Origin of the sequence: Tropicimonas aquimaris (assembly GCF_042676185.1) — a bacterium.
In the GTDB taxonomy this organism is placed as follows: Bacteria; Pseudomonadota; Alphaproteobacteria; order Rhodobacterales; family Rhodobacteraceae; genus Tropicimonas; species Tropicimonas aquimaris.
Genome location: NZ_JBHTJT010000007.1, coordinates 470,938 through 496,090 on the forward strand (window position 1 = coordinate 470,938; position 25,153 = coordinate 496,090).

Sequence of the window (25,153 nt, forward strand, 5' to 3'; positions counted from 1 at the left end):
AGGCAGGGCAAACCCCTCGGCGGCGGGGAGCGCGCAGGCGTCGCATCACAAGGTCGTTTCCGACCCTCAACATGCCGCAGTCTGGCGGATGGACATCCGCCGCGGCATGGAAAAGGATGGCACGCACCCGACGCCGTGCCGCGGCGACGCGCCGTCCGCCCCGACGGCCCGCGAGCGGCCGGGGCCAGAACGACGAGGACCGCCATGCGCCGATATTCCGCCTTTGCCATCGCCCGCGAAGCGCTGCGTCACCACCAGGGCTGGGAACGCGCCTGGCGCTCGCCCGAGCCCAAGAAGCGCTACAAGGTGATCGTGATCGGCGCCGGCGGCCACGGGCTGGCCACCGCCTATTACCTCGGCAAGAACCACGGCATTCGCGACATCGCGGTGCTGGACAAGGGCTGGCTCGGCGGCGGGAATACCGGGCGGAACACCACGATCATTCGCTCCAACTATCTGCAGGACCCGTCTGCGGCGATCTACGAAAAGGCCCGCAGCCTCTACGAAACCTTCAGCCTCGATCTGAACTACAACGGCATGTTCAGCCAGCGCGGGGTGCTGATGCTGGCGCAGACCCACCACGAGGTGCGCGGCTACCAGCGCACGGCACATGCCAACGCGCTGCAAGGGGTTGAGACGGAGTTCGTCGGCCCGGAGCGGGTGAAGGAGATCGTGCCGATTATCAACATCGAGGGTCCGCGCTATCCCGTACTCGGCGGGCTCTGGCAACCACGCGGCGGCACCGCCCGGCATGACGCCATCGCCTGGGGCTATGCCCGCGCCTGTTCCGGCATGGGCATGGACATCATCCAGAAATGCGCGGTCACCGGTGTCCGTTCCGAGGGCGGCAAGGTCACGGGCGTCACCACCACCCGTGGGGACATCGACTGCGAGAAGCTCGCTATCGTGGTCGCCGGCCATTCCGGCCATCTCGCCGATATGGCGGGTTTCCGGCTGCCCATCGAATCCGTGGCGCTCCAGGCGCTGGTCTCCGAGCCGATCAAGCCCTGCATGGATTGCGTGGTCATGGCCAACACGGTGCACGGCTACATGAGCCAGTCCGACAAGGGAGAGATGGTGATTGGTGGCGGCGCCGACGGCCACAACAACTACACCCAGCGGGGCTCGTTCCTGCATGTCGAGGAAACCGTCCGCGCCCTCGTCGAGACCTTTCCGATGATCTCGCGGCTCAAGATGCTGCGGCATTGGGGCGGCATCGTCGACATGACCGGCGACCGCTCCCCGATCCTGTCCAAGACCCCGCTCGGCAATTGTTTCATCAACTGCGGCTGGGGGACTGGCGGGTTCAAGGCGATCCCCGGTTCCGGCTGGGCGATGGCGGAACTCGTGGCCAAGGGAGAACCCGGCCCGCTCGCCGCCGAATTCGGCCTCGACCGCTTCCGCGAAGGCCGCTTCATCGACGAAAGCGTTGCCGCGGGGGTCGCGCACTGATGGCCTTTTCGGAACTCAATGCCGAAACGATGCGCGAAGACCTCGGCTTCCAGCCGGGGCTCTCGGAGAAGCGCATGTTCGGCGGGATCGCATTCATGCTGTACGGCAACATGGTCTGCGGCGTCATTGGCGACGGCGGGATGTTCCGCGTGGGCAAGGACCGCGAGACCGAGGCCATTGAACTGGGCGCGCAGCCGCTCTCCTTCACCGGGCGCAAGATGGGCGGGATGGTCGAGCTCGACCATGGGTCCTTCGAAGACGACGGCCTGCGGCGGTCCCTCGTGGAAATGTCGCTGTTGAACGCTGCCAGCCTGCCGCCGAAAGGATGATGACATGCTGATCCTGACCTGCCCGTACTGCGGCATCCGTTGTGATGAAACCGAGCTTGCTCCGGGCGGCGAGGCGCATCTCAAGCGCTTTGGCCCCGGCTCCACGGACGAGGCATTCGAAGCCTACCTGTTCGAGCGCGAAAACCCGATGGGCGTGCATTTCGAGCGTTGGCGCCATGCCTATGGCTGCGGCAAGTGGTTCCTGGCGGCGCGCGACACGGTCACGCTCGAGGTCTTCGGTACGTACAAGGCACAGACGCCCGAGCCGCCCGAGGAGATCGTCGCGGCGATCCGGGCGCGACGGCCCGAATGGGAGGGCCGGGCATGAGCATGCGTCTGGAGCAGGGCGGCCGGCTGATCGACCGGGACGCGCCCCTCGATTTCACTTTCGACACCAACCCGATGCGCGGTCTCCGGGGCGACACGCTGGCCTCGGCGCTGCTCGCGAACGGCCAGATGCTGGTGAACCGGTCCTACAAGTATCACCGCCCCCGCGGCATCGTCGCCAGCGGGCCGGAAGAGCCCAATGCGCTCGTCGGGTTGGGGCAGGGTGCGCGGTTCGAACCCGACCAGCGCGCCACGACGACCGAGTTGTTCGACGGGCTCTCCGCGATGAGCCAGAATGCCTGGCCCTCGCTCGGCTTCGACATGATGGCGGTGAACGGCTGGTTCAGTGGCATGATGCCGGCGGGCTTCTACTACAAGACCTTCACCTGGCCGCAGAGCTTCTGGAAGCACGTCTACGAGCCGGTGATCCGCGAGGCCGCCGCCTCCGGCCTGCCGCCCAAGGAAGCCGACGCCGACCGCTACGAGCATTTCTACGCATTCGTCGACGTGCTGATCGTTGGCGGCGGGATCGCCGGCTTGCAGGCGGCGCTCGAAGCGGGCCGATCCGGCGCGCGCGTGCTCCTGCTGGAACAGACCCCGCACTGGGGTGGGCGGGCGCCGGTGGATGGCGTGGAAATCGGCGGCAAGCCGGCGGATGCTTGGATTACCGAGACCCTCGCAACGCTGGAGGCAATGGACAACGTCACCCTGCGGAACCGTTGCATGGGCGTCGGCGTTTACGATCATGGCTTCGCACTCGGCTACGAGCGGCTGACCGATCATACGCCCGGCGACGGGCAGCCGCGCCATCGGCTCTGGAAGATCCGGACCGGGCGCATCGTCACCGCAACGGGGGCGATCGAACGGCCGCTGAGCTTTGCCGGCAACGATGTGCCGGGCGTCATGCTCGCCTCGGCAGTCCGCGATTACGTCGTCAACTACGGCGTCGCGCCGGGCCGCCGCACCGTGGTCGTGACCAATAACGACGATGCCTATCGCACCGCGTTGGCGCTCATCGATGCCGGGCTCGAGGTGCCTGTCATCATCGACCCGCGCGAGCGCAACGACGGCCCGCTCGCCCGCGAATGCATGCGCCGCGGTGTCCAGGTCGAGACCGGCGCGGCGGTTATGAAGGTCAAGGGCAGCAAGCGCGTCGAGGGCGTGATGCTGTGCCGTGCCAACGGCACGGGCGGCGCCGGGGCCGTGCTCGACTGCGACAGTGTCGCCATGTCGGGCGGCTGGTCGCCGGTGGTGCACCTCTGGTCCCATTGCGGCGGCAAGCTGCTCTGGTCGGACGAGCACGCCCATTTCTATCCCGACGATGCCCGCGCTCCCACCGGCTCCGATGGCGCGGCCTTTGTCTCGACCGCTGGCGCGGCCTCGGGCTGCATGGCCGCCGGCGACGTGCTCAGGGACGCCGCCCGCAAGGGCGCCGCCGCTCTCGGCGCAGAGCCGGGGGAGGTGCCGCGAACCAACGACATCGAGGAAGTACCGATGCAGCCGGTCTGGGTCATGCCGACCAAGGCGCTGCCGGAACTGCGCTCCAAGATGTTCCTCGACTTCCAGAACGACGTGAAGGTCTCCGACGTGCAACTCGCGGCCCAGGAGGGCTACGAGAGCGTGGAACTGACCAAGCGCTACACCACGCTCGGCATGGCGAACGACCAGGGAAAGCTGAGCAACATCAATGGGCTTGCGATCCTTGCTCAGTCATTGGGTGAGGAAATCCCGCAGGTCGGGACCACCACGTTCCGGCCGCCCTACCAGCCCATCTCCTTCGGGTCGATCGCAGGCGAGGCCCGTGGCGACATCTTCCAACCGCTGCGCCGCACGCCGATGCAAGAGTGGCACGAGGCCAACGGCGCCTACATGGAGCCGGTCGGTCATTGGCGGCGGCCCTACTGCTATCCGAAAGCGGGCGAGAGCCACGCGGATGCCGTCGCGCGCGAGGTGACGGCGACCCGCTACTCGCTGGGCCTGCTGGATGCCTCGACCCTCGGCAAGATCCTCGTGAAGGGGCCGGATGCCGGGCGCTTCCTCGACATGCTCTACACCAACAAGATGTCGACGCTGAAGCCCGGACGCTGCCGCTACGGGCTCATGTGCAACGAGAACGGTTTCCTGATGGACGATGGGGTGGTGGCGCGGATCGACGAGGAGACCTTCCTCTGCCATACGACCTCCGGCGGTGCCGACCATATCCACGGCTGGATGGAGGACTGGCTGCAGTGCGAGTGGTGGGACTGGAAGGTCTATACCGCGAACCTGACGGAGCAATACGGGCAGATAGCCGTGGCGGGACCGAATGCGCGCAAGGTACTCGAAAAGCTCGGCGGGCTCGATGTCTCGAAGGAGGCGCTGCCGTTCATGGCGTGGTCCGAGGGGGAGCTTGCGGGTATCCAGGTACGGGTGTTCCGGATCTCGTTCTCGGGCGAACTGAGCTACGAGATCGCGGTTCCCGCCGGACAGGCGCGCGCCCTCTGGGACAAGATACTCGCGGCCGGCGGCAAGTTCGGCGTGACGCCCTACGGCACCGAAGCGCTGCACGTGATGCGAGCCGAGAAAGGCTTCATCATGATCGGCGATGAAACCGATGGCACGGTGATCCCGCAGGATCTCGGTCTCGACTGGGCGATCTCGAAGAAGAAGGACGACTACCTCGGCAAGCGTGCGAAGGAGCGGGCCCACATGGTCCGGCCGGATCGCTGGAAACTGGTGGGGCTGGAAACGCTCGACGGGTCTGTCCTGCCGGACGGGATCTACGCACTGGGCGAGGGCATGAATGCCAACGGGCAGCGGGTCACCATCGGACGGGTCACCTCGACCTACCATTCGCCGACGCTCGGGCGCGGCATCGCCATGGGGCTTGTCGAACACGGTCCGAACCGGATGGGCGAGGTGTTGAATTTCGGCAAGACCGACGGCGGCACGATCGAGGCCCGTATCGTGAGCCCGGTCTTCTACGATCCGGAAGGGGAGAAGCAGGATGTCTGACGCAGCACGTGTGACCGCCGTGGCCTCTGGCGCGCCCGCAGCACGGGTGGAGCGTATGCCGACGCAAGGGATGATCACATTGCGCGGTCAGCCCGCCGAGGTAGAGGTGGGCATCCGGGCCGCGACCGGCTGCGGACTGCCTGAGCAGCGCGGGATCGTTTTCGAAGGGGAATGTGCGGTGGCGTGGATGTCGCCGGACGAATGGCTCCTTCTGATACCGCAGGAAAAGGTGCCGGAATGCCTCGCCACACTGGCGCGCGAGCTGTCCGGTAGCCATCACCTGGCCGTGGAAGTCTCGGACGCTCGGGCGATGTTCCGCATCTCTGGAACAGGCGCGCGCGAGGCGCTGGCCCGGGTTTGCCCGGTGGACCTGTCTCCCGCGGCCTTCGCCGCCGGAGAAATCCGCCGGAGCCGGCTGGCACAGGTGCCGGCGGCCTTCTGGTTCGGTGCGGACGGTGCGTTCCGGCTGGTCTGCTTCCGATCGGTCGCGCGCTACGCTCAGGACGTTTTGGAAAACGCCGCGAGTGGTGCGCCTGTCGGGTTCTTCCCCGCGGGCTGAGCGCACCGCGTCGAGGCTCCGCGAAATGTGAGGCGACCGGCAAGCCGGTGCCCGTCAGTATGGGAACGATACGTCCTCTCTCCCCGCATTGGCCATTAAATTAACGCAATTCGGGGCATATTCGGGGTGAAACTCCTCCCCAAACCGAGGAATCGCGGATGTTGGACATGACGGACGACGAGCAAATGGCAGGGCAACAGGGGCAGGGCTCGTGCCTGTTCGAGGCTGCGGGGTTGCAGCTTCTGCACCGGCCCGCGCCGTCGGACCATGCCTTGGTACTCTTTGAGGATGCGCCCGAGGGCGGCCGGCTGCGCCCCGGCTGGTTGACCGGCCCTGGGGGCGAGGCAGTGGATCTCTACCGCGTCGTGCCGCAGCGGGCAGGGCTTTTCCCGGCTGACGAGATGCAGGCCCTCTGCGGAGTGCTTGCCGGCACCAACGCGCGCCCGGCAATCGCCATCGGCGCGGGGCTCGGTGGTCAGGCAGCCCTGCGGCACGGGCAGGCGGCGGGTTGCGCCATCGCGCTGGCTTTTTCGCCCATGGGCGCCGCGCCGGCCGGCGATCTGACTTTGACCGACATTCAGCAGCGGGACATCGCACCGCTGGCGATGGTCGCCTTCGATCCCAAGCGCCAGCCGGACGCGCTGCAGTCCGAGGCGCTGCGCCTTCTGGACGGCGTGCATGTGCTGCCGCTGCCGCATATGGGCCATCGCACCGAACGAACCCTGATTGGCGACCATGTCGCCCGAGACGTCTTTGCCGCCGCCTTGCGGGGCGATGCCGGCGAGGTTGCGCGCCTGCTGCGCCACAATCGCTCCCATGACGACGGGTTCCTGTCGCGCCTGTCGCTGGCCTGTTCGGAGCGCGGCCATTACCGCTGGGCCGCCGACATCGCGGAACAGGGCGACCCCGCCCGCCGGCACATGCCGGACCTCGCGATGGCGCGGGCCGAGGCGCAGGCCGGGCTCGGACGGCCGCTGGAGGCTGTCGAGACCCTCGAGGGGCTGGTCGTCTCTGCCCCGAGGAGTCCGCGCTACTGGGGCCTTCTGATCGACCGCTATGAGGCGATGGGCCAGGACGTGGCGGTTGCAGAACTGCTTGAACTTGCGCTCGCCTACACCGAGAATTTCAACTTCTGCGCGCGGCTGATCCGCAAGCTCTCCGGCATGAACGGTCCGGCCCGCGCTCAGGCCAGTGCGCTGGCCGACATGGCGCGTCAGCACTGGCCTGACCGTGGCGGGCAGATCGACCGTCTTGCCAAGGGGCTGGCGGGCATCGCCTGACACGGCTCTCCCGGCCTTCTGCAGGTGCCGGGCGGGGTGCTCTCGGCGCCAACGGGGCCGGCGCGAGGGAGCCACTTACGAGATACCACCGGCCCCGGTAACGAGTAGCGGCATGGCACGCGCCGCGCGGAAAGGCAGACAGAGATGTCGGACAAGTCACTCGAGCGGCGTTCCGCGATGGACGCCTACAAGCTGGCTTCGCAGAACCCCTTGCGCCGCTATCCCTCGCCCGAGAAGGATGGCGACCGGCTCTATCCGCTCGCGACGCCGGTCCTGACGCCGTCCTTCACGATGAGCCGCGAGGACACCGTTTTCACCATCGGCTCCTGTTTCGCACGCAATGTCGAGGCGGCGCTGATCAATGCCGGTATCAACGTCACCAGCCGCGATTTCGACCTTGGCCCGATTGGCGAGAGCCTCGGTTTCGCGGGCAACTTCTTCAACAAGTACTCGATCCACTCGGTCATCAACGAACTCCGCTGGGCGATGGATCGCAAGAGCTTCCCGGGGGAGGAGATCCTCTATCCGTTGGGGAAGGGCGAGGAGAAGTTCTGCGACCTGCAGCTCGGTGCCGCCAAGCTGGAATTCCCCGTCGACGAGATCCTGGAATTCCGCCACCGATTTCTCGACGTTATGGCACGGGCGGCGGAAGCCGACGTGGTGATCGTCACTCTGGGCTATGTCGAGGTCTGGTACGACACCAGGCTCGGCATCTACCTGAACGTCGCCCCGCCGGCGCAGCTCGCCCGCAGGGACCCCGACAGGTTCGAGTTCCGGGTGCTCAGCTACGAGGAGGTGCTGGAGGGGCTGCGGGAGCTCTACCGGATCCTGAACCGCTACCGCACCAAACCACTGCGCATGTTGCTGACGGTCTCGCCGGTGCCGATGCTCTCAACCTTCCGCGACATGGATGTGCTGGTGGCCAACACCTATTCCAAGTCCGTCCAACGGGCCGCCATCGACGTGTTCATCGCCGAGACGGAGGGGGTGGACTACTTCCCGTCCTACGAGTTCGTGGTGCTGAGCGACCCTCGCGTCGCCTGGTCGCGCGGGGACTATCGCCATGTCTCCGCCGATCTCGTGGCGCGGATCATGCAGTCGGTCCTTGCCCGCTACGTTCCGGGCTCGGGGGAAGAGGCGCCGGAGGCGGGTGGTGGGATGACCGCCGAGGCGCTGGAGGCCTCGGTCCGCATGACCATGAAGCTCAAGGAATACGAGAGCGCCCTGGCGATGATGGCCCAGAACGAGGAGATCGTGGCATCGAGCGCCGTGCTTCAGCAATTGCGGGGCGTGGCGCTGAGTTCGCTGGACCGCTTCGAGGAGGCGTTCGACGCCATGGCGGCCTCGCATGCGCTGGCCCCCGGCAATGCCGCGCCGCTCGAGCGCCAGATCGCCTGGTGCCGCAAGCTCGACCGCAAGGAGGTCGCGCGCGAGTTGCTCAAGACCCATGTCGCGGCCTTCCCGGACCGGGCCGATTTCCGCGCGGGCCTGACCTGGCTCGACTGAGCGGGGGCGACATGACAGGATGGACGCCATGACCGCCTATGACCTGAGCACAATCGGCAAGACCGTCAAGCTGGTGGTCTGGGATCTCGACGAGACCTTCTGGTCCGGTACGCTCTCGGAAGGCGGGATCACGCCGCGGCCCGGAAACATCGCGCTGGTCCGGGAGCTGGCGGAGCGCGGCATCGTCTCCTCGATCTGCTCAAAGAACGATTTCGCGCAGGCGAAGGCACAGCTCGAAGCCCTTGGCGTTTGGGAATATTTCGTCTTTCCGCACATCGACTGGACGCCGAAGGGACAGGCCATCTCGGGGATGATCGCGGACATGGGCCTGCGCGACGAGAACGTGCTGTTCCTCGACGACAATCCCATGAACCTCGAGGAAGCGAAGTTCTTCAACGAGCGGATCATGTGCGTCGACGGCCGGCTCGATCTCGCGCCGCTGCTGGATCTTCCGCAGCTTGCCGGCAAGGACGACCGCGAACTGAGCCGTCTGAAGCAATACAAGGTCGCCGAGACCAAGCATCGCGAACGCACGCAGACCGCGCTGTCCAACGAGGATTTCCTGCGCCAGTCCGATATCCGGCTGCGCCATGTCTACGACATCGAGGCGCATTGGGAGCGGGTACTGGAACTGATCAACCGCACCAACCAGCTCAACTTCACCAAGAAGCGGGTCGAGACGCCGGAAGCGGAGGCCGAACTGCGTGAGATGCTTCGGATGCCCGGCGCCCATGCCGCGCTGATCGAGGTCGCGGATCGGTTCGGCGATTACGGCATGGTGGGCTTCTACCTGATGGTCAAACGCTCCTCTGGCGCGCGGCTCGAGCATTTCGCCTTTTCCTGCCGAACGCTCAACATGGGGATCGAGCAATATGTCTATGACCGGCTGGAGCGCCCGGCGCTGACGATCGCCCAGCCCGTCGCCAATGGGCTCGACCGTTTCGAGGCCGTGGACTGGGTGCGCGAGGATGCCGGCGGCGCGGCGGGAGCGGAGGCGCCGGACAGGCGGCTTTGCCTGGTGGGCGGGTGCGACCTGCTGCAGATGTCGTTCTACTGCGGCTCGAACCGGGACGAATTCGTCAACACGGTGCGCAACGGGATGGTTGTGCGCTACGACGACGTGGGCTTCATCCTGAACGACCGCTCCGATCCGTCGATCGAGCGCTTCCGCAGCCGGCTGGAGATGTGGAGCCACGCCGAGATGCTGGCCTTCGACGGGGCGCTGGCGGAGGCCGACGTGGTGATCCTCTCGCTCTATCAATCGGCGGCGGGGCAGAATTTCTTCACCTTCGGCGGCACGGAATTCGGCGGGCGGCACCTTGTGCATGTCCCGGCGCAGGCGATGCGCACGGTGCTCGCCGGTCCCAACGCGGCCTGGTTCGCCAAGAATTTCTACTACCGGCGCTACGGGCTGGAAGAGAAGCTGGCGCTGGTGCGGCAGGCCTGCGAGCGGGTGCTGTCGCAGGTGCGCCCCGGCACGCCCGTCGTGCTGATCGCGGCAAGCGAGGCGGGGGAGCGCTCCGAGCGCTCCCTTCCGGTCCGGCAGGCGTTTAATGCCCTTTGCCGGGAGGTGGCGACGTCGTGGAAGAGCGCGGTGCTCGCCGACCCGGCGGAGATCATGGCGCCCGAGGACGTGGTCGATGCCGACCATTTCACGCGGATCGGCTATTTCAAGCTCGCGCAGTTCATCAACGAGACCGCGGCGGCGTTCTCTGGTTCGGATCAAATGGTAAAGGACGTTCGGGATGCGCAGGATCTTCAACAGGCTGTATGACGAAGACCCCTATCTCGACGCCCCGCTGGCGGATGTCGAGGTGGACATGCAGGGGTGGGGGTCCACCCATTTCTTCTTTCGCGGCATCATCGAACACCTGAAACCCTCGATGATCGTCGAGGTCGGCAGCTGGAAGGGGCGCTCGGCGCTGCATATGGCCGACCTCTGCAAGGCCTCGGGCATCGAGAATCTCGAGATCTGCTGTGTCGACACCTGGCTCGGCACTTCGGGCATCTGGGCGCGCAAGGGGCAGGTGAAGGAGGAGCTCAAGCTGAAGAACGGCTGGCCGATGCTCTATTTCACCTTCATGAAGAACGTGGTCGAGGCCGGCCATCAGGACGTGATCACGCCGCTGCCCTTGCCCTCGGACATGGGCGCGCAGGTTCTGAAACGCATGCGCGCGCGCCCGGACCTGATCTATATCGACGCCGCACATGATTACGACAACTGCCTGCGGGACCTGCGGAACTATTTCGATCTGCTGGACGACAACGGCATCCTGCTCGGCGACGATTACGAGACCATCGACGGCGTGACCGAGGCCGCGCAGGAATTTGCCCGCGAAAAGGAGCTGATCCTGGTGGGCACGCGCAGCAAGTTCGTGCTGTCGAAGAACGTCCAGCACGTGCATGCCATGCAAGCGCTGCTGGCCGAGATCGATGCGCGCCGCGCGCGGGTGGCCGAGGCCAAGGCGCGTGCCGCAGAGGAGGCATCTGCGGGCGAGGCGGGCGGCGAAGAGGCCTGACACCCGCAGGACGCGCCGCACCGGCCCCGGCCGTGTCCGTCGCACTGGCCGAAGCTCGATCCGTTGCCCCATTTCCCGGCAGACGCCTTGACGCGACGCCGGAGGCTGGTCACATACACCGCATAGGAAACGCTGCTAGCGAAGGATAATTCCATGGCTTTCGAACTCCCCGATCTTCCCTACGCCCACGATGCACTCGCCGCGAAGGGCATGAGCCAGGAGACCCTCGAGTATCACCACGACCTGCACCACAAGGCCTATGTCGACAACGGCAACAAGCTGATCGCGGGCACCGAGTGGGAGGGCAAGACCCTCGAAGAGATCATCGTCGGCACCTACGACAAAGGCGCCGTCGCCCAGAACGGCATCTTCAACAACATCTCGCAGCTCTGGAACCACAACCAGTTCTGGGAAATGATGGGCCCCGGCGATGCCGGCATGCCCGGTGAGCTGGAAAAGGCCCTCGTCGAGAGCTTCGGCTCGGTCGACGAGTTCAAGTCCCAGTTCTCCGCCGCCGGCGCCGGCCAGTTCGGCTCGGGCTGGGCCTGGCTGGTCAAGGACACCGACGGCTCGCTGAAGGTCACCAAGACCGAGAACGGCGTGAACCCGCTCTGCTTCGGCCAGACCGCTCTGCTGGGCTGCGACGTGTGGGAGCATTCCTACTACATCGACTTCCGCAACAAGCGCCCGGCCTACCTGACCAACTTCCTCGACAACCTGGTCAACTGGGAGAACGTCGCCAGCCGTATGTAATCGGTCGACGCGACGCGGATTTCCGCAGGGCCTGCCGGGAGAGATCCCGGCGGGGCTTTTCATTTGGCGTCGCGCCGTTCCGGTCGCGCCCGCGCGACGCTTCGGAGCGAAGGCGCTTGGGGTGATCGGCGTGGCGAAGACCCTCCCGAAAGCACTGCCGCACGGCTCCCAAGGGTGATATAATTAATCTGCGGGTGCCTTCGAAGAGGGGAACCTTGCAAGGCGCTGTGCGTTCTTTCTTCAAGGAGAAGAAGGAGACCAACATGCCTGAACGCGTCAGATCCAGCGACGGAACCCGGGAAACCGAACAGGTCCTTGGCGACAAGAGCCGGGTCGCCCAGCAGGGGCGCGCCGGTGGCAACCTGCAGCGCAAGATCGGCACCCGTGACGAGCTGAAACGCAGCGAGGAGCGCCCCGGCGGCGCGACCCGCGTCACCAAGGCAGACGAGGAGGAAAGCTGATGAAACGTTTGACAGCAGGGACCTGGGTGCTGGTGGCCGATGGCGAAAAGGCGCTGTTTCTGCGCAACGACCTTGATGCGATCAATCCCGATCTGAATGTCCACCAGGAGCGCAAGCAGGAGAATCCCCCGGACCGTGAGCAATCGGCCAATCGGCCGGGGCGCAAGGCGGACACCGGCCCGGGACAGCGTTCCGCGATGGACGACACCGACTGGCACGAGCTGGCCAAGGAGCGCTTTGCCGATGAACTGGCCGAGATGCTCTACAAGCGCGTCCATGCCGGGGAGATCGAGCGTGTCGTGATCGTCGCGCCGCCCAAGGTGCTCGGCGAGATGCGGCAGAAGATGCATTCGGAGGTGGCAAAGGCGGTGGTCGCGGAGATTCCGAAGACCCTGACCAACCACCCGATCGACCGCATCGAGAGCCTCGTGAAGGCGGAGCTGGAAGAGGCGTAATTCCGGCGTTTGGCGCTTGACCTTGCCGGCGCGGCGGCGTCAGGTCCCGGAGTCTCAACCGAGGGCCTGACGCATGACGGACGCGCACAAGGGAATTCTGGCGATGATCGGCGCCTGCGTGATCTGGGGCCTGTCGCCACTGCTGTTCAAGGCGCTCGGGCAAGTGGCGCCGTCGGAGATCCTTGCACACCGGACGATCTGGGCCTTCGTGTTCTTCTGCGCCATCCTCGCGGTGCAGGGCAGGTTGAGGCTCATGCCGCAGCTGATCGGGAGCGCGCCCGGCAGGGTACTGTTTGCGGCACTGATGATCTCGACCAATTGGCTGGTCTATATCTGGGCGGTGCAGATCGGCCGGACAATGCAGGCGAGCCTGGGCTATTACATCTTTCCCCTTGTGACGGTTCTGCTCGGCGCGATCGTGTTCCGCGAGCGCCTGGGTCGCGTGCAGTGGATATCTGTCGGGCTGGCCGCCTGCGCGGTCGGGCTGCTGAGTTTCGGCCTTGGGGTGGTGCCGATTGTGTCGCTGGTGCTGGCCGTCACTTTCGGGCTCTACGGAACGCTGAAAAAGGGGCTCGATGCCGGTCCCGTCGTATCGGTCACCGCCGAGGTGGCGATGCTGCTGCCGCTCGCTCTGGGCTGGCTGGCGTGGCTTTACCGCGACGTCGGGGGCTTTCCGCACTCTGTGGGCACGGCGGGGCTTCTCTTCCTGTCCGGCTCTCTCTTCACAGCGATTCCGCTGATGCTGTTCTCCTACGCCACGCGGCGGGTCCGCCTCGTCACGGTCGGGCTGGTGCAGTACCTCAACCCGACGCTGCAGTTCCTCTGCGCCACGCTGGTCCTCGCCGAGCCCTTCACGGGCTGGCACGCGGCGGCGTTCGGTCTGATCTGGATCGCGCTGGCGCTCTATTCCGGTCAGGCGGTGATGGAGGAGCGGGCGTCGCGCAGGCGCGCCATGAGCGTCGGCACGTCCGGAACCGTCTGAACGAAATCCAGCAGCGTCCGTTCGGCAAAGCCCTGATCGACGACATGCTGCATCAGCGCGTTGAGCGGAGCCCAGTAGCCATTGGTGTCCAGCAGGATCAGCGGTTTGGCATGAAGCCCGAGCTGGGCCCAGGTCAGCGTCTCGAAGAACTCGTCCAGCGAGCCGGCGCCGCCGGGCAGAACGACGATGGCATCGGCGTTCATGAACATGACCTTCTTGCGCTCGTGCATGGTCTCGGTGACGATGAAGGTCGTCAGGTCACGCTTGCCGACCTCACGGTCGAACAGATGGACCGGGATCACCCCGAAGGTCTCGGCGCCGCCCGCCTGGGCGCTGCGGGCAACGCGCCCCATCAGGCCGATATCGCCCGCGCCGTAGACGAGCCGCCAGCCTTCGGCCGCGATTTCGGCACCGAGGCTTTCGGCGACTGCCGCAAATTCGGGATCAATTCCGTCCCTGGAGCCGCAATAGACGCAGATTGAGAACGTTTGTGGCATTGCAGCAAGACCTTGGGGCTACATGGTTTTGACCCGTGATAGCTGTCTTGCTATTCTCTCTCAACCCGCTCAAAGGCGGGTGTGGTACAGTATTTCGGGATTTTGTTCGATGGTTGACAAGGGGGCGCCCAAGAAGGCGGACGGCAAGTTTGCCGTTGGGGCCGTCGCAGCAGCGGCGGTGGCCGGTGGGGTTGTGCTGTGGATGATGCAAGCACCACAGGACGCTGAGACCGGCTCGGGCAATGACACCTCGACCGCCACGATGTCCCAACCGGCGGTTCCCTCGGACGGCGACACCACCCAGAACAACACCCAAGCCGCCGCATCGGAGCCCGATGCGGCCGCGGATGCCGGGCAGGGCGCCGAGACGGCGGCTGTGGACACACCGTCTGGTGATGCCACTGGCGCCGGCGTGCCCGGACCGCGCTTCGACCACGTCCGGGTCGACAAGGACGGCCGCGCGGTGATCTCCGGCACGGCTCCTGGCGGCTTCGAGGTCTCGGTCGAGGTCGATGGCGCGAACGTCCAGACCCTGAAGACGGACCGTTTCGGGCAGTTCGCGGCGCTTCTGAGCCTGCCGATCAGCGATGCGGCGCAGGTCGTGAACCTCGTGGCCCGCAATGCCGAGGGTGTGGAGCTGCGTTCCGAGGACAGCGTGATCCTGGCCCCGCGCATGGAGACCGGGCCCGAGATCGTCGCCGCGCTGGGGACCGGGACGGCCATGACGAACGAGGCCACGCTTTCCCAGAGGGGCAGCATGACGGGTGAGACCGGACTTGCCGCCCTCGATCTCTCCGGCGCGCCTGCGAGCGGTGACGGAGAGGTGGCGGCAAGCCCCGCGGTGGCGGGCGTCGACGAGACCGCTCAGGACACTCCCTATGGCGAGGCCATGGCGCCCACCGTGCTGCTGGCCAGCCGCACCGGCGTGGAGCTTTTGCAGCCGGCCAACGATATTCCGGAGCGTTTGCGCGACCGGGTCGTGATCGACGTCATCAGCTATTCCGACGACGGCAGTGTCTCGCTCGAAGGCCGGGCCGCTGCCAGTGGCGACCGCCAGGACGGCGTGCAGGCGTACCTGAACAACCGGCCCGTGCAATCGGCCGAAGTGAAGCCCGACGGCCGCTGGCACATGGGGCTCGCGCAGGTCACGCCCGGCGTCTACACCCTGCGGATCGATCAGGTCGCTCCCGGCGGCAAGGTCGTGGCGCGGTTCGAGACACCGTTCAAACGGGAAGATCCGGCGGAACTCGCCCGCCTCGTGCCGCAGCTTGGCGCGACCGGGGCCGTGGGCGCGTCGGTCATCACGGTGCAGCCTGGCTATACGCTCTGGGGCATCGCGAACGACCGGTATGGCAACGGGCTGGATTACGTGCAGATCTTCGACGCCAACAAGAGCCAGATCCGCGATCCGGACCTGATCTATCCCGGGCAGATCTTCGAACTTCCCGACATGGAAGACGCGCCGGCCGAGGCCGCCTCGGAATAGCGCTCAGGGCGTGAGCTTGCCGCCGGACTTGGGTGCGCTGGCGTGATCCAGTTGCACGACATTGGGCTTGTCGGAGACGATGCTTTCCTCCAACGCCATGCGATCGATCCGTTCGACCGGCTTGCGGAGCCCGAGCGCGGGCAGAAGCTCTTCCAGATCCCGTTCGAGCTGCGCCAGTTGCGTCTGGCGCACGGCCTCGTCGACGTTGAGCCTCTGGGTCCAGCGCTTGATCTCGTCCAGCGTGGTGCGGGCAAGGCTGAGCTGCTCCTCGAAGGTCTCGGCCTCCTCCTGGCGCTGGCGCAGGAAAGTGCGGGCCCGTTCGATCCGTTCGCTGGAGTAGATCTCGGCCAGTTCCCGGGAGGTCTCGCTCATCTGAGCGGCGACCTCGAGCACCTCCGGTTCCAGCTTGCGCAGGTCGGGATGGTTGCGCAGGAAGGCCAGCCGCTCCCGCACGCTGTCGAACTGCGACGACAGGGTAAACGCGCCCTCGCGATCCTGGGCGTGAACCGCATGATAGGCGCGGGCGACATCCTCCATGCGGATGCGGAAGTCGCGGTGGCTCGTCTCCAGCCGCTGCATCCGAACGTTCGACGGAAGGAAGAAACAGAGGCCGAGCGCGAGCGCGGTCAGGCCGATCTGCAAGCCCATTCCAGCCTGGGGCAGGGGTGTGTCGCCGAAGGCAGCGTCGAGTTGCAGCCAGGGAAGCAGCCCCGCGGCCGAAAGGACAGTGAGCAGGGTCAACCCGGCTGCGAGGAGCACGATGAGAGAGAGCGAGAGCGTCCGGCAAAGAGAAGCCATGCGCCCAAGGGCGGTGGAATCGGAATTCGTCACGGTGCAACCCTTTCGGCTACGACTATTAGTTTTGTCTCAATCGGACCCGGCGACGGAACCAGCATTGCCCGGCCCGATGGGATCTGTTCTCAGCGTAGCACATAAAGCGAATGATTCGCGGAATTTCGGGCGATATTCGGGGTTTGGTCCGCGAAGTTCGTGCAAAATTCCAGGAGTGCGGCGAAACTGTCGCCATATCAGAAGGCATGCCGTGTTCAGCGGACCGCTTCGATGGGGCCCTCGGCCCGGCCGTTGATGAACTGCTGGACATAGGGATCGTCACAGCCGTCCATCTCGGCCACCGGGCCAACCCACTGGATGACGCCATCGTGGAGCATCGCCACATCGTCGGCGATGGCGCGGACGCTGCTCATGTCGTGGGTGATGGTGATCGCGGTTGCCCCCATCTCGACGACGATCTCCCGGATCAGGTCGTTGATCACCCCGGCCATGATCGGATCGAGGCCCGTGGTGGGCTCGTCGAAGAAGATGATCTCGGGCTCCGCGGCGATGGCCCGGGCAAGGCCCACGCGCTTCTGCATCCCGCCCGAGAGTTCGGCGGGGTAGAGATCCGCGGTCTCCGCCTTGAGGCCGACGCGGCGCAGCTTCTCGATGGCGATCTCGCGGGCCTCTGCCTTGGGGCGCTTTTGCTCGCCGCGCAGGAGGCGGAAGGCGACGTTCTGCCAGACCGTGAGGCTGTCGAACAGCGCCGCGCCCTGGAAGAGCATGCCGAAACGCGCGAGAAAGGCGTCACGATCGCCTCGGTCGACGGACTGGCCGTCGATCAGGATGCGCCCGGCGTCGGGTTTGACGAGGCCAAGGATGCACTTGATCGTCACCGACTTGCCGGTGCCAGAGCCGCCGATGATGACCATGGACTCGCCCTTGGGCACGGTCAGCGTCACTCCGCGCAGCACCTTCTTCTCGCCAAAGGCCTTGTGAACGTCCTGAAGCTCGATCATCCCGAAAAGAACACCTCGGTCAGCAGGTAGTTCGAGCCGAGGATCAGCACGGAACTGGCCACCACGGCGAGTTTCGTGGCCTTGCCCACGCCCTGCGCGCCGCGCCCGGAGTTCATCCCGTAGAAGCAGCCCATCAACGCGACGATGAAGCCGAACACGGCCCCCTTGGCGATGCCGGAGGCCACGTCGGCAACCTCGAGAAAGTCTATCGTATTCCTGAGATAGGCGGCGGAGTTGAAGTCGAGCCGGTTCACGCCCACCAGCCAGCCTCCCATGATGCCGATGGAATCACCCACCGCGACCAGCACCGGCACGGTCAGCGTGGCGGCCAGCACCCGCGGCACGGCGAGGTACTTGATCGGGTTGGTGGAAAGGGTGACCAGCGCGTCGATCTGCTCGGTGACCTTCATCGTTCCGATCTCGGCGGCGATGGAGGAGGCCACGCGCGCCGCGACCATCAGCCCGCCCAGCACCGGACCCAGCTCGCGCACCATGCCGATGGCGACGATTGAAGGCACGGCGGCCTCGGCGGAGAAACGGGAGGAACCGTCGTAGATCTGCAGCGCCAGCGCGCCGCCGGTGAAGAGCGCGGTCAGCCCGACCACGGGCAGGGAATACCACCCGATGGTCATGATCGCGTGGCCGAACTCGCGAAGGTAAAAGGGCGGGCGCACGAGGTGGCCGAGCACCTGAAGGGCAAAGATCGCCATGCGTCCGACGCTCGCGAGACCGGCCAGAACCGGCCGGCCGATCGCGGCAAGGGGACGCCGGAGCAGGGCGGCGCTCACGACAGGCTGCCCCCGATGCTGCTGCGTCTGTAGCGGGCTCCCAGAGAGGTCAGGACCTCGTAGCCGATGGTGCCGGCGGCGTCGGCGAGATCGTCGACGGTCTGTTCCGGGCAAAGGATGTCGAGGCTCCCCGGCACATAGCCGAGGGCCGTGATGTCGACGGTGATCAGGTCCATGGAGACCCGGCCGACCAGCGGGCAGGCCACGCCATCGGCATAGAGAGCGCCGGCGTTGGAGAGGCTGCGCAGCAAGCCGTCGGCATAGCCGCCGGACACGGTGGCGATCAGGCGCTCTTCGGGCGCCATCCAGGTGGCGTTGTAGCCCACGGCCTCGCCGGGCGTGACCGTGCGGGCCTGGACCACGGGCAGCGCGAGGCGGGCGACCGGGCGCGCGTCGGCAAAAGGGCGGCCGCCGTAGAGGCCGATGCCGGGACGGGTCACGTCGAAATGGTAGTCGGCGCCGAGCAGGATGCCGCCGGTGGCCGAGAGTGAGCGCGGCACGCCGGCCTCGTCTGTCATCTCGCGGAAGACGCGGAGTTGGTCCGCGTTCTGCGGGCTCTCGGGCTCGTCGGCGCTGGCCAGGTGGCTCATGATCAGCGCCGGCCCCTGGCCGAGCGCCAGAGGCGCCACCGCCGCCCATTCGGCGGGCTCGAGACCGAGGCGATTCATGCCGGTGTCGAGCTGGATGCCGAAGGCCGCGCCGGGAAGCGCCTCGAAATGGCGGGTCAGCTGTTCGATGGAATTCAGCATCGGGATCAGGTCCAGATCGCCGATCATGTCCGTGTCCCCGGCCATGTGGCCGGAAAAGACGTGAATGCGGGGCTCGCGGCCGAGCACCTCGCGGACCGCCGCGCCCTCTTCGGCGGTGGCCACGAAGAATCGCCGCACGCCGACGCGCGCAAGCGCCATCGCGACCCGCGCGACGCCGAGCCCGTAGCCGTCGGCCTTGATCACGGCACCCGTTTCAGTGCCGGGAGCCGACATTTCGTTCAGGGCCCGCCAGTTGGAGACGAGCGCGTCGAGATCGATCGAGAGTGTTCCAGTCGCCATGGCACCGGTTCTGACATTCCGGCTTGCGAGGTCAAGCGGAAAGGAGAGGGTATCCCGAACGAGCCCTGTCGCAAGCGGTCAGCGGGGGCCGGGCCAGAGGTCGGCCGGGTGGGCGGGGCGCTCGGGCAGTGTGGCCACGGTCTCGTGGATCTCGCCGTCACGCCAGTAGGTGACGCTCACGCTGTCGCCGACCTCGAGCGAGCGGACGATGTCCAGCGCGAGGTCGAGAGACGTCACGGCCTCGCCGTCCACCTCGAGGATGATGTCGCCGCCCAGCACCATCTCGGCATTCCCCCACAGGACCGGAAAGTAGCCGCCCCTGAGGCCGGCAACATCGGCCGCCGAGCCGGGCTCGACGGTTTCCACGAGGAACCCGGTTTCCGGAGGCGGCGGGGTCCGCGGCATCATGCGGGCAAGCAGCGGAGACATCATCTGCCCGTAGAGCCCGTGCCAGGCGCGCGTGACCTTGCCCGTGTCCATCAGTTCCACAACCAGGTCCTTCACCGTGTTCACCGGCAGGGCGTAGCCGATGTTCTCGGCCTGCGGATGGTTGCTCCTCAACGTGATGAGGCTGACGAGGCGGCCGCAGCTGTCGAACAGCCCGCCGCCCGAGGAACCGGGGCCGATTGCGGCGTCGGTCTGGATGTACTGGGTTGTCCAGGAAATCGTGTTCAGCGGGATCTTTATGTCCAGCGCCGAGATGATGCCGGTGGACATCGACTGCCTGAGGCCGAGCGGGAACGCGATGGCGTGCACCGTCAGGCCGAACTTCAGGTCCGGGTAGGAGGCGAGGTCGAACTGGTACTCGTATTGCACGAAGTCCTCGAGTTCGAGGATTGCCACGTCGAGTGCGGGATCCATAGCGAACACCTCGGCCGACAGGACGCCGGGACCGACGTTCACCAGGATTATCTCGCTGCCATGGACGACGTGGTAGTTCGTGATCACGTACGCCTCACCTAGCAGCACGACGGAGCCAGTCCCGGCGGCGGACGCGTGATGCGACGCGGTGCGGATCGACGCGAAAACTTACGACCTGGAAGACGCTGTCCGAGAGCGTTTCGTATATCTCCGGCGGGGCCATCGCGCAGTCCGGCTCCGACGCCGCAAAGATCGGGGCAGGGTTCAGGTTCGCCAGGGATGCCAGCACGATCCCGCTACCGTCGCTCGAGGCCAAGAGTCCGGCGGGGAAGCCGCGCCCTCGGGCGGCGCTGCCGCCGTCGTGCCCGGCTCTTGGCGCGCGTGGGACTGTGCAGTGAGGATCCTGCGGGGAGCTTGCGGAAATGGCGGGACTTCGGGGGGCGGCACCGGTAAGTGCCGATCAAGTCTTTGCCAAATCTCGCCCAGGGAGGTCACGATGCCCGAAATGACATTGCCGATGCAGGGCCGCTGCCGGTGCGGTCACCTGAAAATCGAGATCACGGCACCGCCGCTGATGACCGCAGCGTGCCATTGCAAGGGGTGCCAGAGGATGAGCGCCAGCGCCTATTCGCTGACCGCGATGATCCCGGCGCAGGGGGTTCGCGTCCTGGAGGGCGAGCCGGTGAAGGGCGGTATCCGTGGGCCGCAATTGGACCATTACTGTTGCCCAGAGTGCATGAGCTGGGTCTTCACCCGTATCACCGGGGTGGACGCCTTCGTCAATGTCCGCCCGACGATGTTCGACGATGCGAGCTGGGCCGAGCCATTCATCGAGACCATGACGTCCGAGAAGTTGCCTTGGGCCACGACGCCGGCACGGCACAGCTACGAGGGGTTTCCGCCGGAAGCAGATTTCGCGGAACTCCTGGCCGCTTTCACAGCCAGCCGGTGAGGGCCGTCCGGGCTCAATAGCCCGACTCGCCCTCTTGCCACGGCTGTGCGAGGTCGCTGAAGCGGGTGAATTCGCCCTCGAAGGCGAGCGGCACGTCGCCAATCGGACCGTGGCGCTGTTTGCCGATGATCACCTCGGCCTTGCCGTGCAGCGAGGCCATTTCCTCCTGCCAGGCCGCCATGGCCTCGAGGTTGCTGTCGGCGGGCTTCTCACGTTCCTTGTAATACTCGCCGCGGTAGACGAACATCACGACGTCTGCGTCCTGCTCGATCGAGCCGGATTCCCGGAGGTCGCTCAGCTGGGGCCGCTTGTCGTCCCGGCTTTCCACCTGGCGAGAGAGCTGGGAGAGCGCCACCACCGGCACCTCCAGTTCCTTGGCGATCGCCTTGAGGCCCTGGGTGATCTCCGAGACCTCGTTCACCCGGCTGTCCTTGGCCGTGGCCGGGCGCACAAGCTGCAGGTAGTCGACGAAGAGCGCGTCGAGCCCGTGGGTCCGCTTGAGCCGCCGGGCGCGGGCGGCGAGCTGGCTGATCGGCAGGGCCGGGGTGTCGTCGATGAAGAGCGGGCAGGCCTCCAGCTCCTTGGCAGCATCTACGAAGCGGCGGAATTCCTCTTCGGTCATGTCGCCGCGCCGGATCTTGTGGCTGGGAATGCGCGAGGCTTCGGACAGGATCCGCGAGGCCAGTTGTTCGGCGGACATCTCCAGCGAATAGAAGCCTACGACGCCACCGTTTACCGTGCCTTCCGAGCCATCCGGCCGCGCGCCGCGGCGATAGGCCTTGGCGATGTTGAAAGCGATGTTACAGGCCAGCGAGGTCTTGCCCATCGAGGGGCGGCCGGCGAGGATCAGCAGGTCCGAGGGGTGCAGGCCGCCGAGCTTCTTGTCGAGGTCGCGCAGCCCGGTCGAGATACCGGCCAGCCCGCCCTCGCGCTGATAGGCGGCGTGGGCAACCTCGATCGCATCGGTGATCGCTCGCAGGAAGCTCTGGAATCCGGTCTCCGACTTGCCCTGCTCGCCCAGCTTGTAGAGCGCCTGTTCGGCCTCGACGATCTGCTCCTTGGGTTCGGAGGCGATATCGACATTGCCCGCCTTGGACGTGATGTCCTTGCCGAGGGCAATCAGCTCACGCCGGATCGCGAGGTCATAGATGATCTGCGCGTAATCCCGCGCGGCAAAGCTGGAGATCGCACCGCCGGCGAGCTTGGCGAGATAGGAGGGGCCGCCAAGCTCCTTCAGGCCGGGGTGATCCTCGAGAAACGCTTTCAGCGTGACTGGCGTGGCCTGCATGTTCTTGGCGATCCGGGCGCTGGCGACCTCGTAGATCCGCGCGTGAACGGGGTCGAAGAAATGCTTCTCGGAGATGACGGACGCGACCCTGTCGTAGATATCGTTGTTCGTCAGGATCGCGCCCAGCAGCTGCTGCTCGGCCTCGATATTGTGGGGAAGCGTGTCTTCCACCGATGCACTGCCCGTCTCTGCCCGTGCTGCCAATTCCGCCGGGTCTGCCCTCACGCCCGTCAATTCGTTCATTGCTCTGCCCGCTGTTTGTTGTCCGTCGTCATACCGACAGGCTTGCTCCACGGTCAAAATGTATATCTCTGTGGAGAACCTGTGAGCGACAGTTTCCTACCGCATCTTGAGTTCGGTCGGCCTCATCCGTCAAGATTATGTAGCGGTTGTCGGCAAGGCTGCGCCGGGCTGCGTCACCGAGGCCCGGCGTCGGCATACCGTTGTGCTCTGATTTGCCTCGAGAGGGCCCCGCTGCGGCCGGCCTCGGAGCGAATCGCCGGTATCAGCGCCGAGCGGCCTGCCAGGCGCGGGGATCAACGAGAAAAGCCTCGACCTCGGTCAGCGTGTCGGCGTCGAAGGCCTCGCGCCGGCGCGCCTCGGCCAGCACATCGTGCCAGGTGCAGAGGTGGTGCAGCGCAACGCCGTGGTCGCCGAGCGTCTTCGTGGTTTCGGGGAAGATGCCGTAGTAGAAGATCACCGCGGTATGGGCGCAGGCGGCGCCGGTTTCCCGGATTGCGTCCACGAAGCTCAGCTTCGAGCCGCCGTCGGTTGTGAGATCTTCCACCAGCAGCACGCGGTCCGTGTCGCCCATGACGCCCTCGATGCGGGCGTTGCGGCCGTAGCCTTTGGGCTTCTTGCGCACATAGGTCATCGGCAGGCCCATCCGCTCGGCCACCAGCGCAGCGAAGGGTATGCCCGCGGTTTCGCCGCCGGCGATGTTGGTGAAGGCCTCGAAACCCGCATCGCGCATGACCTTGGCGGTCAGGAAATCCATGAGCGTGGAGCGGATGCGCGGGTAGGAGATCAGCTTGCGGCAATCGATGTAGGTGGGCGAGGGCAGGCCGGAGGCGAGGGTGAACGGCTCGCGCGCATTGAAATGCACCGCCCCGATCTCCAGAAGCATCCCGGCGGAGATGCGGGCCATGGTCGCGTCGTCGGGGTGCGTGGTGGGGATCATCGGTGCCGTCCTCTTCTTCTGTCCGAGAAATATCCCCGCCGGAGGCACGAAGGCTGATGTCCCGCCGGAGATTTCATGCCTCCGGCGGGGTACTTGAGCCAAGAAGAAATGGCTAGAGCTTTTGATCGCGGCCGCGGGTGCCGGGCCATCGAAGGCCCGGCAGGGGGCGATCAGAACAGGAAGTCGGCCGCGTCGAGGTCTGCGAACTTCACGTCGGTCAGGGTCAGGACGTCGCCTTTGCCAGCAACGATCACCACGTCGCCCCCGTCGCGGGACATGTGGATCTGCTTGAGGTCGCGGAAGCCCTTGATCGAGGAGACGTCGGAGAGATCGATCACTTCGCCATCGTCGTTGGCGTCGAAGTCGCGGATCACGTCCTTGTCGAAGCCGTCGGCGAATACGAACTTGTCGCTGGCGCTGCCGCCGGTGAGCTTGTCGTTGCCCTGGCCGCCGTTGATCGTGTCGCGCCCGGCTGCGCCGAGGATCGTGTCGGCGCCGTTCTCGCCTTCGAGCGTGTCGTTGCCGCCGTTGCCAAGGAGCCGGTCCTTGCCGTCGCCACCGGTGACGTAATCCTTGCCGCCGCCGCCGCGGACCGTGTCGTTGCCGCCATTGCCACGGAAGGTGTTGTCACCGTTGCTGCCGATGAGCGTGTCGCCGGAATCGCTGCCGTAGGCGTTCTCGATGCTCACCAGGGTGTCGGTGTCGCCGAAGCCATCGGTAGCGGTGCCCTTGGCGAGGTTGACGGAAACGCCGGAGGTGCCGCCGTAGTTTGCGTCCCTGTCGTAACGCGTGACGTCCATGCCGCCGCCGCCCTTGATCAGGTCGTCGCCCTCGAGGCCGCGGAAGGCGTTGTCATTGCCATCGCCGATCATCGTGTCGTCGAACATCGAACCGCGGACCATTTCGAAGTTCAGCACCTTGTCGGTGTTGCCCCAGCCGTCGGTCGCGGTCTTCTTGGCGAGGTTTACGGTGATCGCAGCCGGATCGAACGTGAAGTGGAGCTGGTCGTAATCCGCGCCGCCATTGAGCGTGTCGTTGCCCTTGGAGCTGTAGATCTCGTCCTCGCCGGCGCCGCCGTTGAGCGTGTCCTTGCGGTTTGTGCCGTAAAGCTCGTCAACTTCGCTGATATCGACATCGGCGAACTCGCTGAGGAGGATCCGCTGGTTGGGGGCGAAATCGCCGGTGGCCGTGCCGAAGCCGTCGATGCTGTTGCCGAAAGCGTCGAATTCTCTCAGGTTGGAGAAGTCAGGCAACTCGGCGCCGCCGAGCACGATGAAGTAGTCGGTATTTGTGTTGTTGTCGCCCTCGATCGAGATATTCAGGATCGTGGTCTTCTTGCCGTTCCAAGTAATCGTTCCGATGTAGTCGTCGCCGACCATACCGGCGATGCTCTGTCCGTTCGCGGTCACCGAGTAGAGATTGTCGCTGATCGAGACCTTGGGGAGGTCGTCTTTCGACGTCTCTTTGATCGAGTAACTGATGTAGGAATTGTCCGGTCCGACGACCTGAATTTCGACATTCGGGGTGAAGGAGGTGGGGCCGTCGTCGCCGTAGGTGGCGGAGAAGCCGGTGAACGTGTAGGTTGTCATGCTGCGCGTTACCTTGTCTGTCTGAAGGTGATCGTGAACCAAATAAGCGAGTG

24 protein-coding genes are annotated in these 25,153 nt (G+C 65.8%); 15 read left to right on the top strand and 9 right to left on the bottom strand.

The annotated features are described in order from the left end of the window. Positions 1-204: 204 nt before the first annotated feature. The 13 genes from ACFQ2S_RS06010 (at position 205) to rarD (ending at position 13,617) form a co-directional block, all read left to right on the top strand. Positions 205-1,452 (top strand): sarcosine oxidase subunit beta family protein, encoded by a 1,248-nt coding sequence (locus ACFQ2S_RS06010; protein WP_386073526.1) that lies wholly within the window; start codon positions 205-207, stop codon positions 1,450-1,452. After that, entirely contained in the window at positions 1,452-1,781 is a 330-nt protein-coding gene (locus tag ACFQ2S_RS06015; RefSeq protein ID WP_089231278.1) for a TfoX/Sxy family protein, read from the top strand. Before ACFQ2S_RS06010 ends, ACFQ2S_RS06015 begins: the two co-directional genes overlap by 1 nt. Positions 1,782-1,785: 4 nt before the next feature. Continuing rightward, positions 1,786-2,109 carry a sarcosine oxidase subunit delta gene (locus ACFQ2S_RS06020; RefSeq protein WP_386073529.1) on the top strand — a complete coding sequence of 108 codons (324 nt, stop codon included), beginning with the start codon at positions 1,786-1,788 and terminating at the stop codon, positions 2,107-2,109. After that, positions 2,106-5,102, top strand: a complete 2,997-nt coding sequence (locus ACFQ2S_RS06025) for a sarcosine oxidase subunit alpha family protein (RefSeq protein ID WP_386073530.1) — start codon at positions 2,106-2,108, stop codon at positions 5,100-5,102. Before ACFQ2S_RS06020 ends, ACFQ2S_RS06025 begins: the two co-directional genes overlap by 4 nt. After that, positions 5,095-5,661, top strand: coding sequence for a sarcosine oxidase subunit gamma (locus tag ACFQ2S_RS06030; protein ID WP_386073532.1), 567 nt, complete (start codon positions 5,095-5,097; stop codon positions 5,659-5,661). The genes ACFQ2S_RS06025 and ACFQ2S_RS06030 overlap by 8 nt, the downstream gene beginning before the upstream one ends. A gap of 158 nt (positions 5,662-5,819) precedes the next feature. After that, the gene (locus ACFQ2S_RS06035; protein ID WP_386073534.1) at positions 5,820-6,941 is read left to right on the top strand and encodes a tetratricopeptide repeat protein; all 1,122 of its coding nucleotides are present in this window, start codon (positions 5,820-5,822) and stop codon (positions 6,939-6,941) included. Between the two features lie 144 nt (positions 6,942-7,085). Further along, complete coding sequence (locus tag ACFQ2S_RS06040) at positions 7,086-8,447, top strand: GSCFA domain-containing protein (RefSeq protein ID WP_386073536.1); 1,362 nt, start codon at positions 7,086-7,088, stop codon at positions 8,445-8,447. A 28-nt stretch (positions 8,448-8,475) separates the two neighbouring features. Continuing rightward, complete coding sequence (locus ACFQ2S_RS06045; protein ID WP_386073537.1) at positions 8,476-10,221, top strand: hypothetical protein; 1,746 nt, start codon at positions 8,476-8,478, stop codon at positions 10,219-10,221. Further along, on the top strand, positions 10,193-10,966 hold the full coding sequence (locus ACFQ2S_RS06050; RefSeq protein ID WP_386073539.1) for a class I SAM-dependent methyltransferase: 774 nt from the start codon (positions 10,193-10,195) through the stop codon (positions 10,964-10,966). The genes ACFQ2S_RS06045 and ACFQ2S_RS06050 overlap by 29 nt, the downstream gene beginning before the upstream one ends. Positions 10,967-11,119: 153 nt before the next feature. Continuing rightward, a complete protein-coding gene (locus ACFQ2S_RS06055; protein ID WP_386073541.1) occupies positions 11,120-11,719 on the top strand; it encodes a superoxide dismutase in 600 nt (199 codons plus the stop codon). A 263-nt stretch (positions 11,720-11,982) separates the two neighbouring features. Then, a complete protein-coding gene (locus tag ACFQ2S_RS06060) occupies positions 11,983-12,180 on the top strand; it encodes a hypothetical protein (protein WP_386073542.1) in 198 nt (65 codons plus the stop codon). Beyond that, the gene (locus tag ACFQ2S_RS06065; protein ID WP_386073544.1) at positions 12,180-12,635 is read left to right on the top strand and encodes a host attachment family protein; all 456 of its coding nucleotides are present in this window, start codon (positions 12,180-12,182) and stop codon (positions 12,633-12,635) included. The genes ACFQ2S_RS06060 and ACFQ2S_RS06065 overlap by 1 nt, the downstream gene beginning before the upstream one ends. Positions 12,636-12,708: 73 nt before the next feature. After that, positions 12,709-13,617: an EamA family transporter RarD gene (gene rarD / locus ACFQ2S_RS06070; protein WP_386073546.1), complete on the top strand. Its 909-nt coding sequence runs from the start codon at positions 12,709-12,711 to the stop codon at positions 13,615-13,617. On the opposite strand, the gene ACFQ2S_RS06075 is transcribed toward rarD, so the two are convergent. After that, a complete protein-coding gene (locus ACFQ2S_RS06075) occupies positions 13,548-14,114 on the bottom strand; it encodes an LOG family protein (RefSeq protein WP_386073547.1) in 567 nt (188 codons plus the stop codon). The genes rarD and ACFQ2S_RS06075 overlap by 70 nt on opposite strands. A 109-nt stretch (positions 14,115-14,223) precedes the next feature. Between ACFQ2S_RS06075 and ACFQ2S_RS06080 the strand changes: the two genes are divergently transcribed. After that, a complete protein-coding gene (locus ACFQ2S_RS06080) occupies positions 14,224-15,600 on the top strand; it encodes a LysM peptidoglycan-binding domain-containing protein (protein ID WP_386073549.1) in 1,377 nt (458 codons plus the stop codon). 3 nt (positions 15,601-15,603) lie between these two features. On the opposite strand, the gene ACFQ2S_RS06085 is transcribed toward ACFQ2S_RS06080, so the two are convergent. The 5 genes from ACFQ2S_RS06085 to ACFQ2S_RS06105 all read right to left on the bottom strand — a co-directional run bounded on the left by ACFQ2S_RS06085 (position 15,604) and on the right by ACFQ2S_RS06105 (position 20,247). Then, entirely contained in the window at positions 15,604-16,431 is an 828-nt protein-coding gene (locus ACFQ2S_RS06085) for a DNA repair protein (protein WP_386073551.1), read from the bottom strand. Positions 16,432-16,646: 215 nt separating this feature from the next. Next, positions 16,647-17,393 (bottom strand): ABC transporter ATP-binding protein, encoded by a 747-nt coding sequence (locus tag ACFQ2S_RS06090; RefSeq protein WP_386073553.1) that lies wholly within the window; start codon positions 17,391-17,393, stop codon positions 16,647-16,649. Beyond that, on the bottom strand, positions 17,390-18,181 hold the full coding sequence (locus ACFQ2S_RS06095; RefSeq protein WP_386073554.1) for an MlaE family ABC transporter permease: 792 nt from the start codon (positions 18,179-18,181) through the stop codon (positions 17,390-17,392). The genes ACFQ2S_RS06090 and ACFQ2S_RS06095 overlap by 4 nt, the downstream gene beginning before the upstream one ends. After that, positions 18,178-19,230, bottom strand: coding sequence for an alanine racemase (gene alr, locus ACFQ2S_RS06100; RefSeq protein WP_386073556.1), 1,053 nt, complete (start codon positions 19,228-19,230; stop codon positions 18,178-18,180). Before alr ends, ACFQ2S_RS06095 begins: the two co-directional genes overlap by 4 nt. Positions 19,231-19,308: 78 nt before the next feature. Next, positions 19,309-20,247 (bottom strand): S1C family serine protease, encoded by a 939-nt coding sequence (locus tag ACFQ2S_RS06105; RefSeq protein ID WP_386073639.1) that lies wholly within the window; start codon positions 20,245-20,247, stop codon positions 19,309-19,311. Between the two features lie 340 nt (positions 20,248-20,587). Between ACFQ2S_RS06105 and ACFQ2S_RS06110 the strand changes: the two genes are divergently transcribed. Beyond that, on the top strand, positions 20,588-21,043 hold the full coding sequence (locus tag ACFQ2S_RS06110) for a GFA family protein (protein WP_386073558.1): 456 nt from the start codon (positions 20,588-20,590) through the stop codon (positions 21,041-21,043). A 13-nt stretch (positions 21,044-21,056) separates the two neighbouring features. Here ACFQ2S_RS06110 and ACFQ2S_RS06115 read toward each other — a convergent pair whose 3' ends face one another. The 3 genes from ACFQ2S_RS06115 to ACFQ2S_RS06125 form a co-directional block, all read right to left on the bottom strand. Next, a complete protein-coding gene (locus tag ACFQ2S_RS06115; protein ID WP_386073560.1) occupies positions 21,057-22,574 on the bottom strand; it encodes a replicative DNA helicase in 1,518 nt (505 codons plus the stop codon). A 262-nt stretch (positions 22,575-22,836) separates the two neighbouring features. Further along, entirely contained in the window at positions 22,837-23,511 is a 675-nt protein-coding gene (locus ACFQ2S_RS06120) for an orotate phosphoribosyltransferase (RefSeq protein WP_386073562.1), read from the bottom strand. A 170-nt stretch (positions 23,512-23,681) separates the two neighbouring features. Next, positions 23,682-25,100 (bottom strand): calcium-binding protein, encoded by a 1,419-nt coding sequence (locus ACFQ2S_RS06125; RefSeq protein WP_386073563.1) that lies wholly within the window; start codon positions 25,098-25,100, stop codon positions 23,682-23,684. Positions 25,101-25,153: the final 53 nt, after the last annotated feature.

What these genes read in the sequence shown, in the direction of transcription:
- ACFQ2S_RS06050 (WP_386073539.1), top strand. Translation starts at nt 10,193, where the DNA reads ATGCGCAGGATCTTCAACAGGCTGTATGACGAAGACCCCTATCTCGAC.
- ACFQ2S_RS06080 (WP_386073549.1), top strand. Translation starts at nt 14,224, where the DNA reads ATGGTTGACAAGGGGGCGCCCAAGAAGGCGGACGGCAAGTTTGCCGTT.
- ACFQ2S_RS06115 (WP_386073560.1), bottom strand. Translation starts at nt 22,574, where the DNA reads ATGAACGAATTGACGGGCGTGAGGGCAGACCCGGCGGAATTGGCAGCA.
- ACFQ2S_RS06055 (WP_386073541.1), top strand. Translation starts at nt 11,120, where the DNA reads ATGGCTTTCGAACTCCCCGATCTTCCCTACGCCCACGATGCACTCGCC.
- ACFQ2S_RS06090 (WP_386073553.1), bottom strand. Translation starts at nt 17,393, where the DNA reads ATGATCGAGCTTCAGGACGTTCACAAGGCCTTTGGCGAGAAGAAGGTG.
- ACFQ2S_RS06030 (WP_386073532.1), top strand. Translation starts at nt 5,095, where the DNA reads ATGTCTGACGCAGCACGTGTGACCGCCGTGGCCTCTGGCGCGCCCGCA.
- ACFQ2S_RS06045 (WP_386073537.1), top strand. Translation starts at nt 8,476, where the DNA reads ATGACCGCCTATGACCTGAGCACAATCGGCAAGACCGTCAAGCTGGTG.
- ACFQ2S_RS06015 (WP_089231278.1), top strand. Translation starts at nt 1,452, where the DNA reads ATGGCCTTTTCGGAACTCAATGCCGAAACGATGCGCGAAGACCTCGGC.
- ACFQ2S_RS06060 (WP_386073542.1), top strand. Translation starts at nt 11,983, where the DNA reads ATGCCTGAACGCGTCAGATCCAGCGACGGAACCCGGGAAACCGAACAG.
- rarD (WP_386073546.1), top strand. Translation starts at nt 12,709, where the DNA reads ATGACGGACGCGCACAAGGGAATTCTGGCGATGATCGGCGCCTGCGTG.
- ACFQ2S_RS06075 (WP_386073547.1), bottom strand. Translation starts at nt 14,114, where the DNA reads ATGCCACAAACGTTCTCAATCTGCGTCTATTGCGGCTCCAGGGACGGA.
- ACFQ2S_RS06125 (WP_386073563.1), bottom strand. Translation starts at nt 25,100, where the DNA reads ATGACAACCTACACGTTCACCGGCTTCTCCGCCACCTACGGCGACGAC.
- ACFQ2S_RS06020 (WP_386073529.1), top strand. Translation starts at nt 1,786, where the DNA reads ATGCTGATCCTGACCTGCCCGTACTGCGGCATCCGTTGTGATGAAACC.
- ACFQ2S_RS06025 (WP_386073530.1), top strand. Translation starts at nt 2,106, where the DNA reads ATGAGCATGCGTCTGGAGCAGGGCGGCCGGCTGATCGACCGGGACGCG.
- ACFQ2S_RS06035 (WP_386073534.1), top strand. Translation starts at nt 5,820, where the DNA reads ATGTTGGACATGACGGACGACGAGCAAATGGCAGGGCAACAGGGGCAG.
- ACFQ2S_RS06120 (WP_386073562.1), bottom strand. Translation starts at nt 23,511, where the DNA reads ATGATCCCCACCACGCACCCCGACGACGCGACCATGGCCCGCATCTCC.
- alr (WP_386073556.1), bottom strand. Translation starts at nt 19,230, where the DNA reads ATGGCGACTGGAACACTCTCGATCGATCTCGACGCGCTCGTCTCCAAC.
- ACFQ2S_RS06040 (WP_386073536.1), top strand. Translation starts at nt 7,086, where the DNA reads ATGTCGGACAAGTCACTCGAGCGGCGTTCCGCGATGGACGCCTACAAG.
- ACFQ2S_RS06110 (WP_386073558.1), top strand. Translation starts at nt 20,588, where the DNA reads ATGCCCGAAATGACATTGCCGATGCAGGGCCGCTGCCGGTGCGGTCAC.
- ACFQ2S_RS06010 (WP_386073526.1), top strand. Translation starts at nt 205, where the DNA reads ATGCGCCGATATTCCGCCTTTGCCATCGCCCGCGAAGCGCTGCGTCAC.
- ACFQ2S_RS06065 (WP_386073544.1), top strand. Translation starts at nt 12,180, where the DNA reads ATGAAACGTTTGACAGCAGGGACCTGGGTGCTGGTGGCCGATGGCGAA.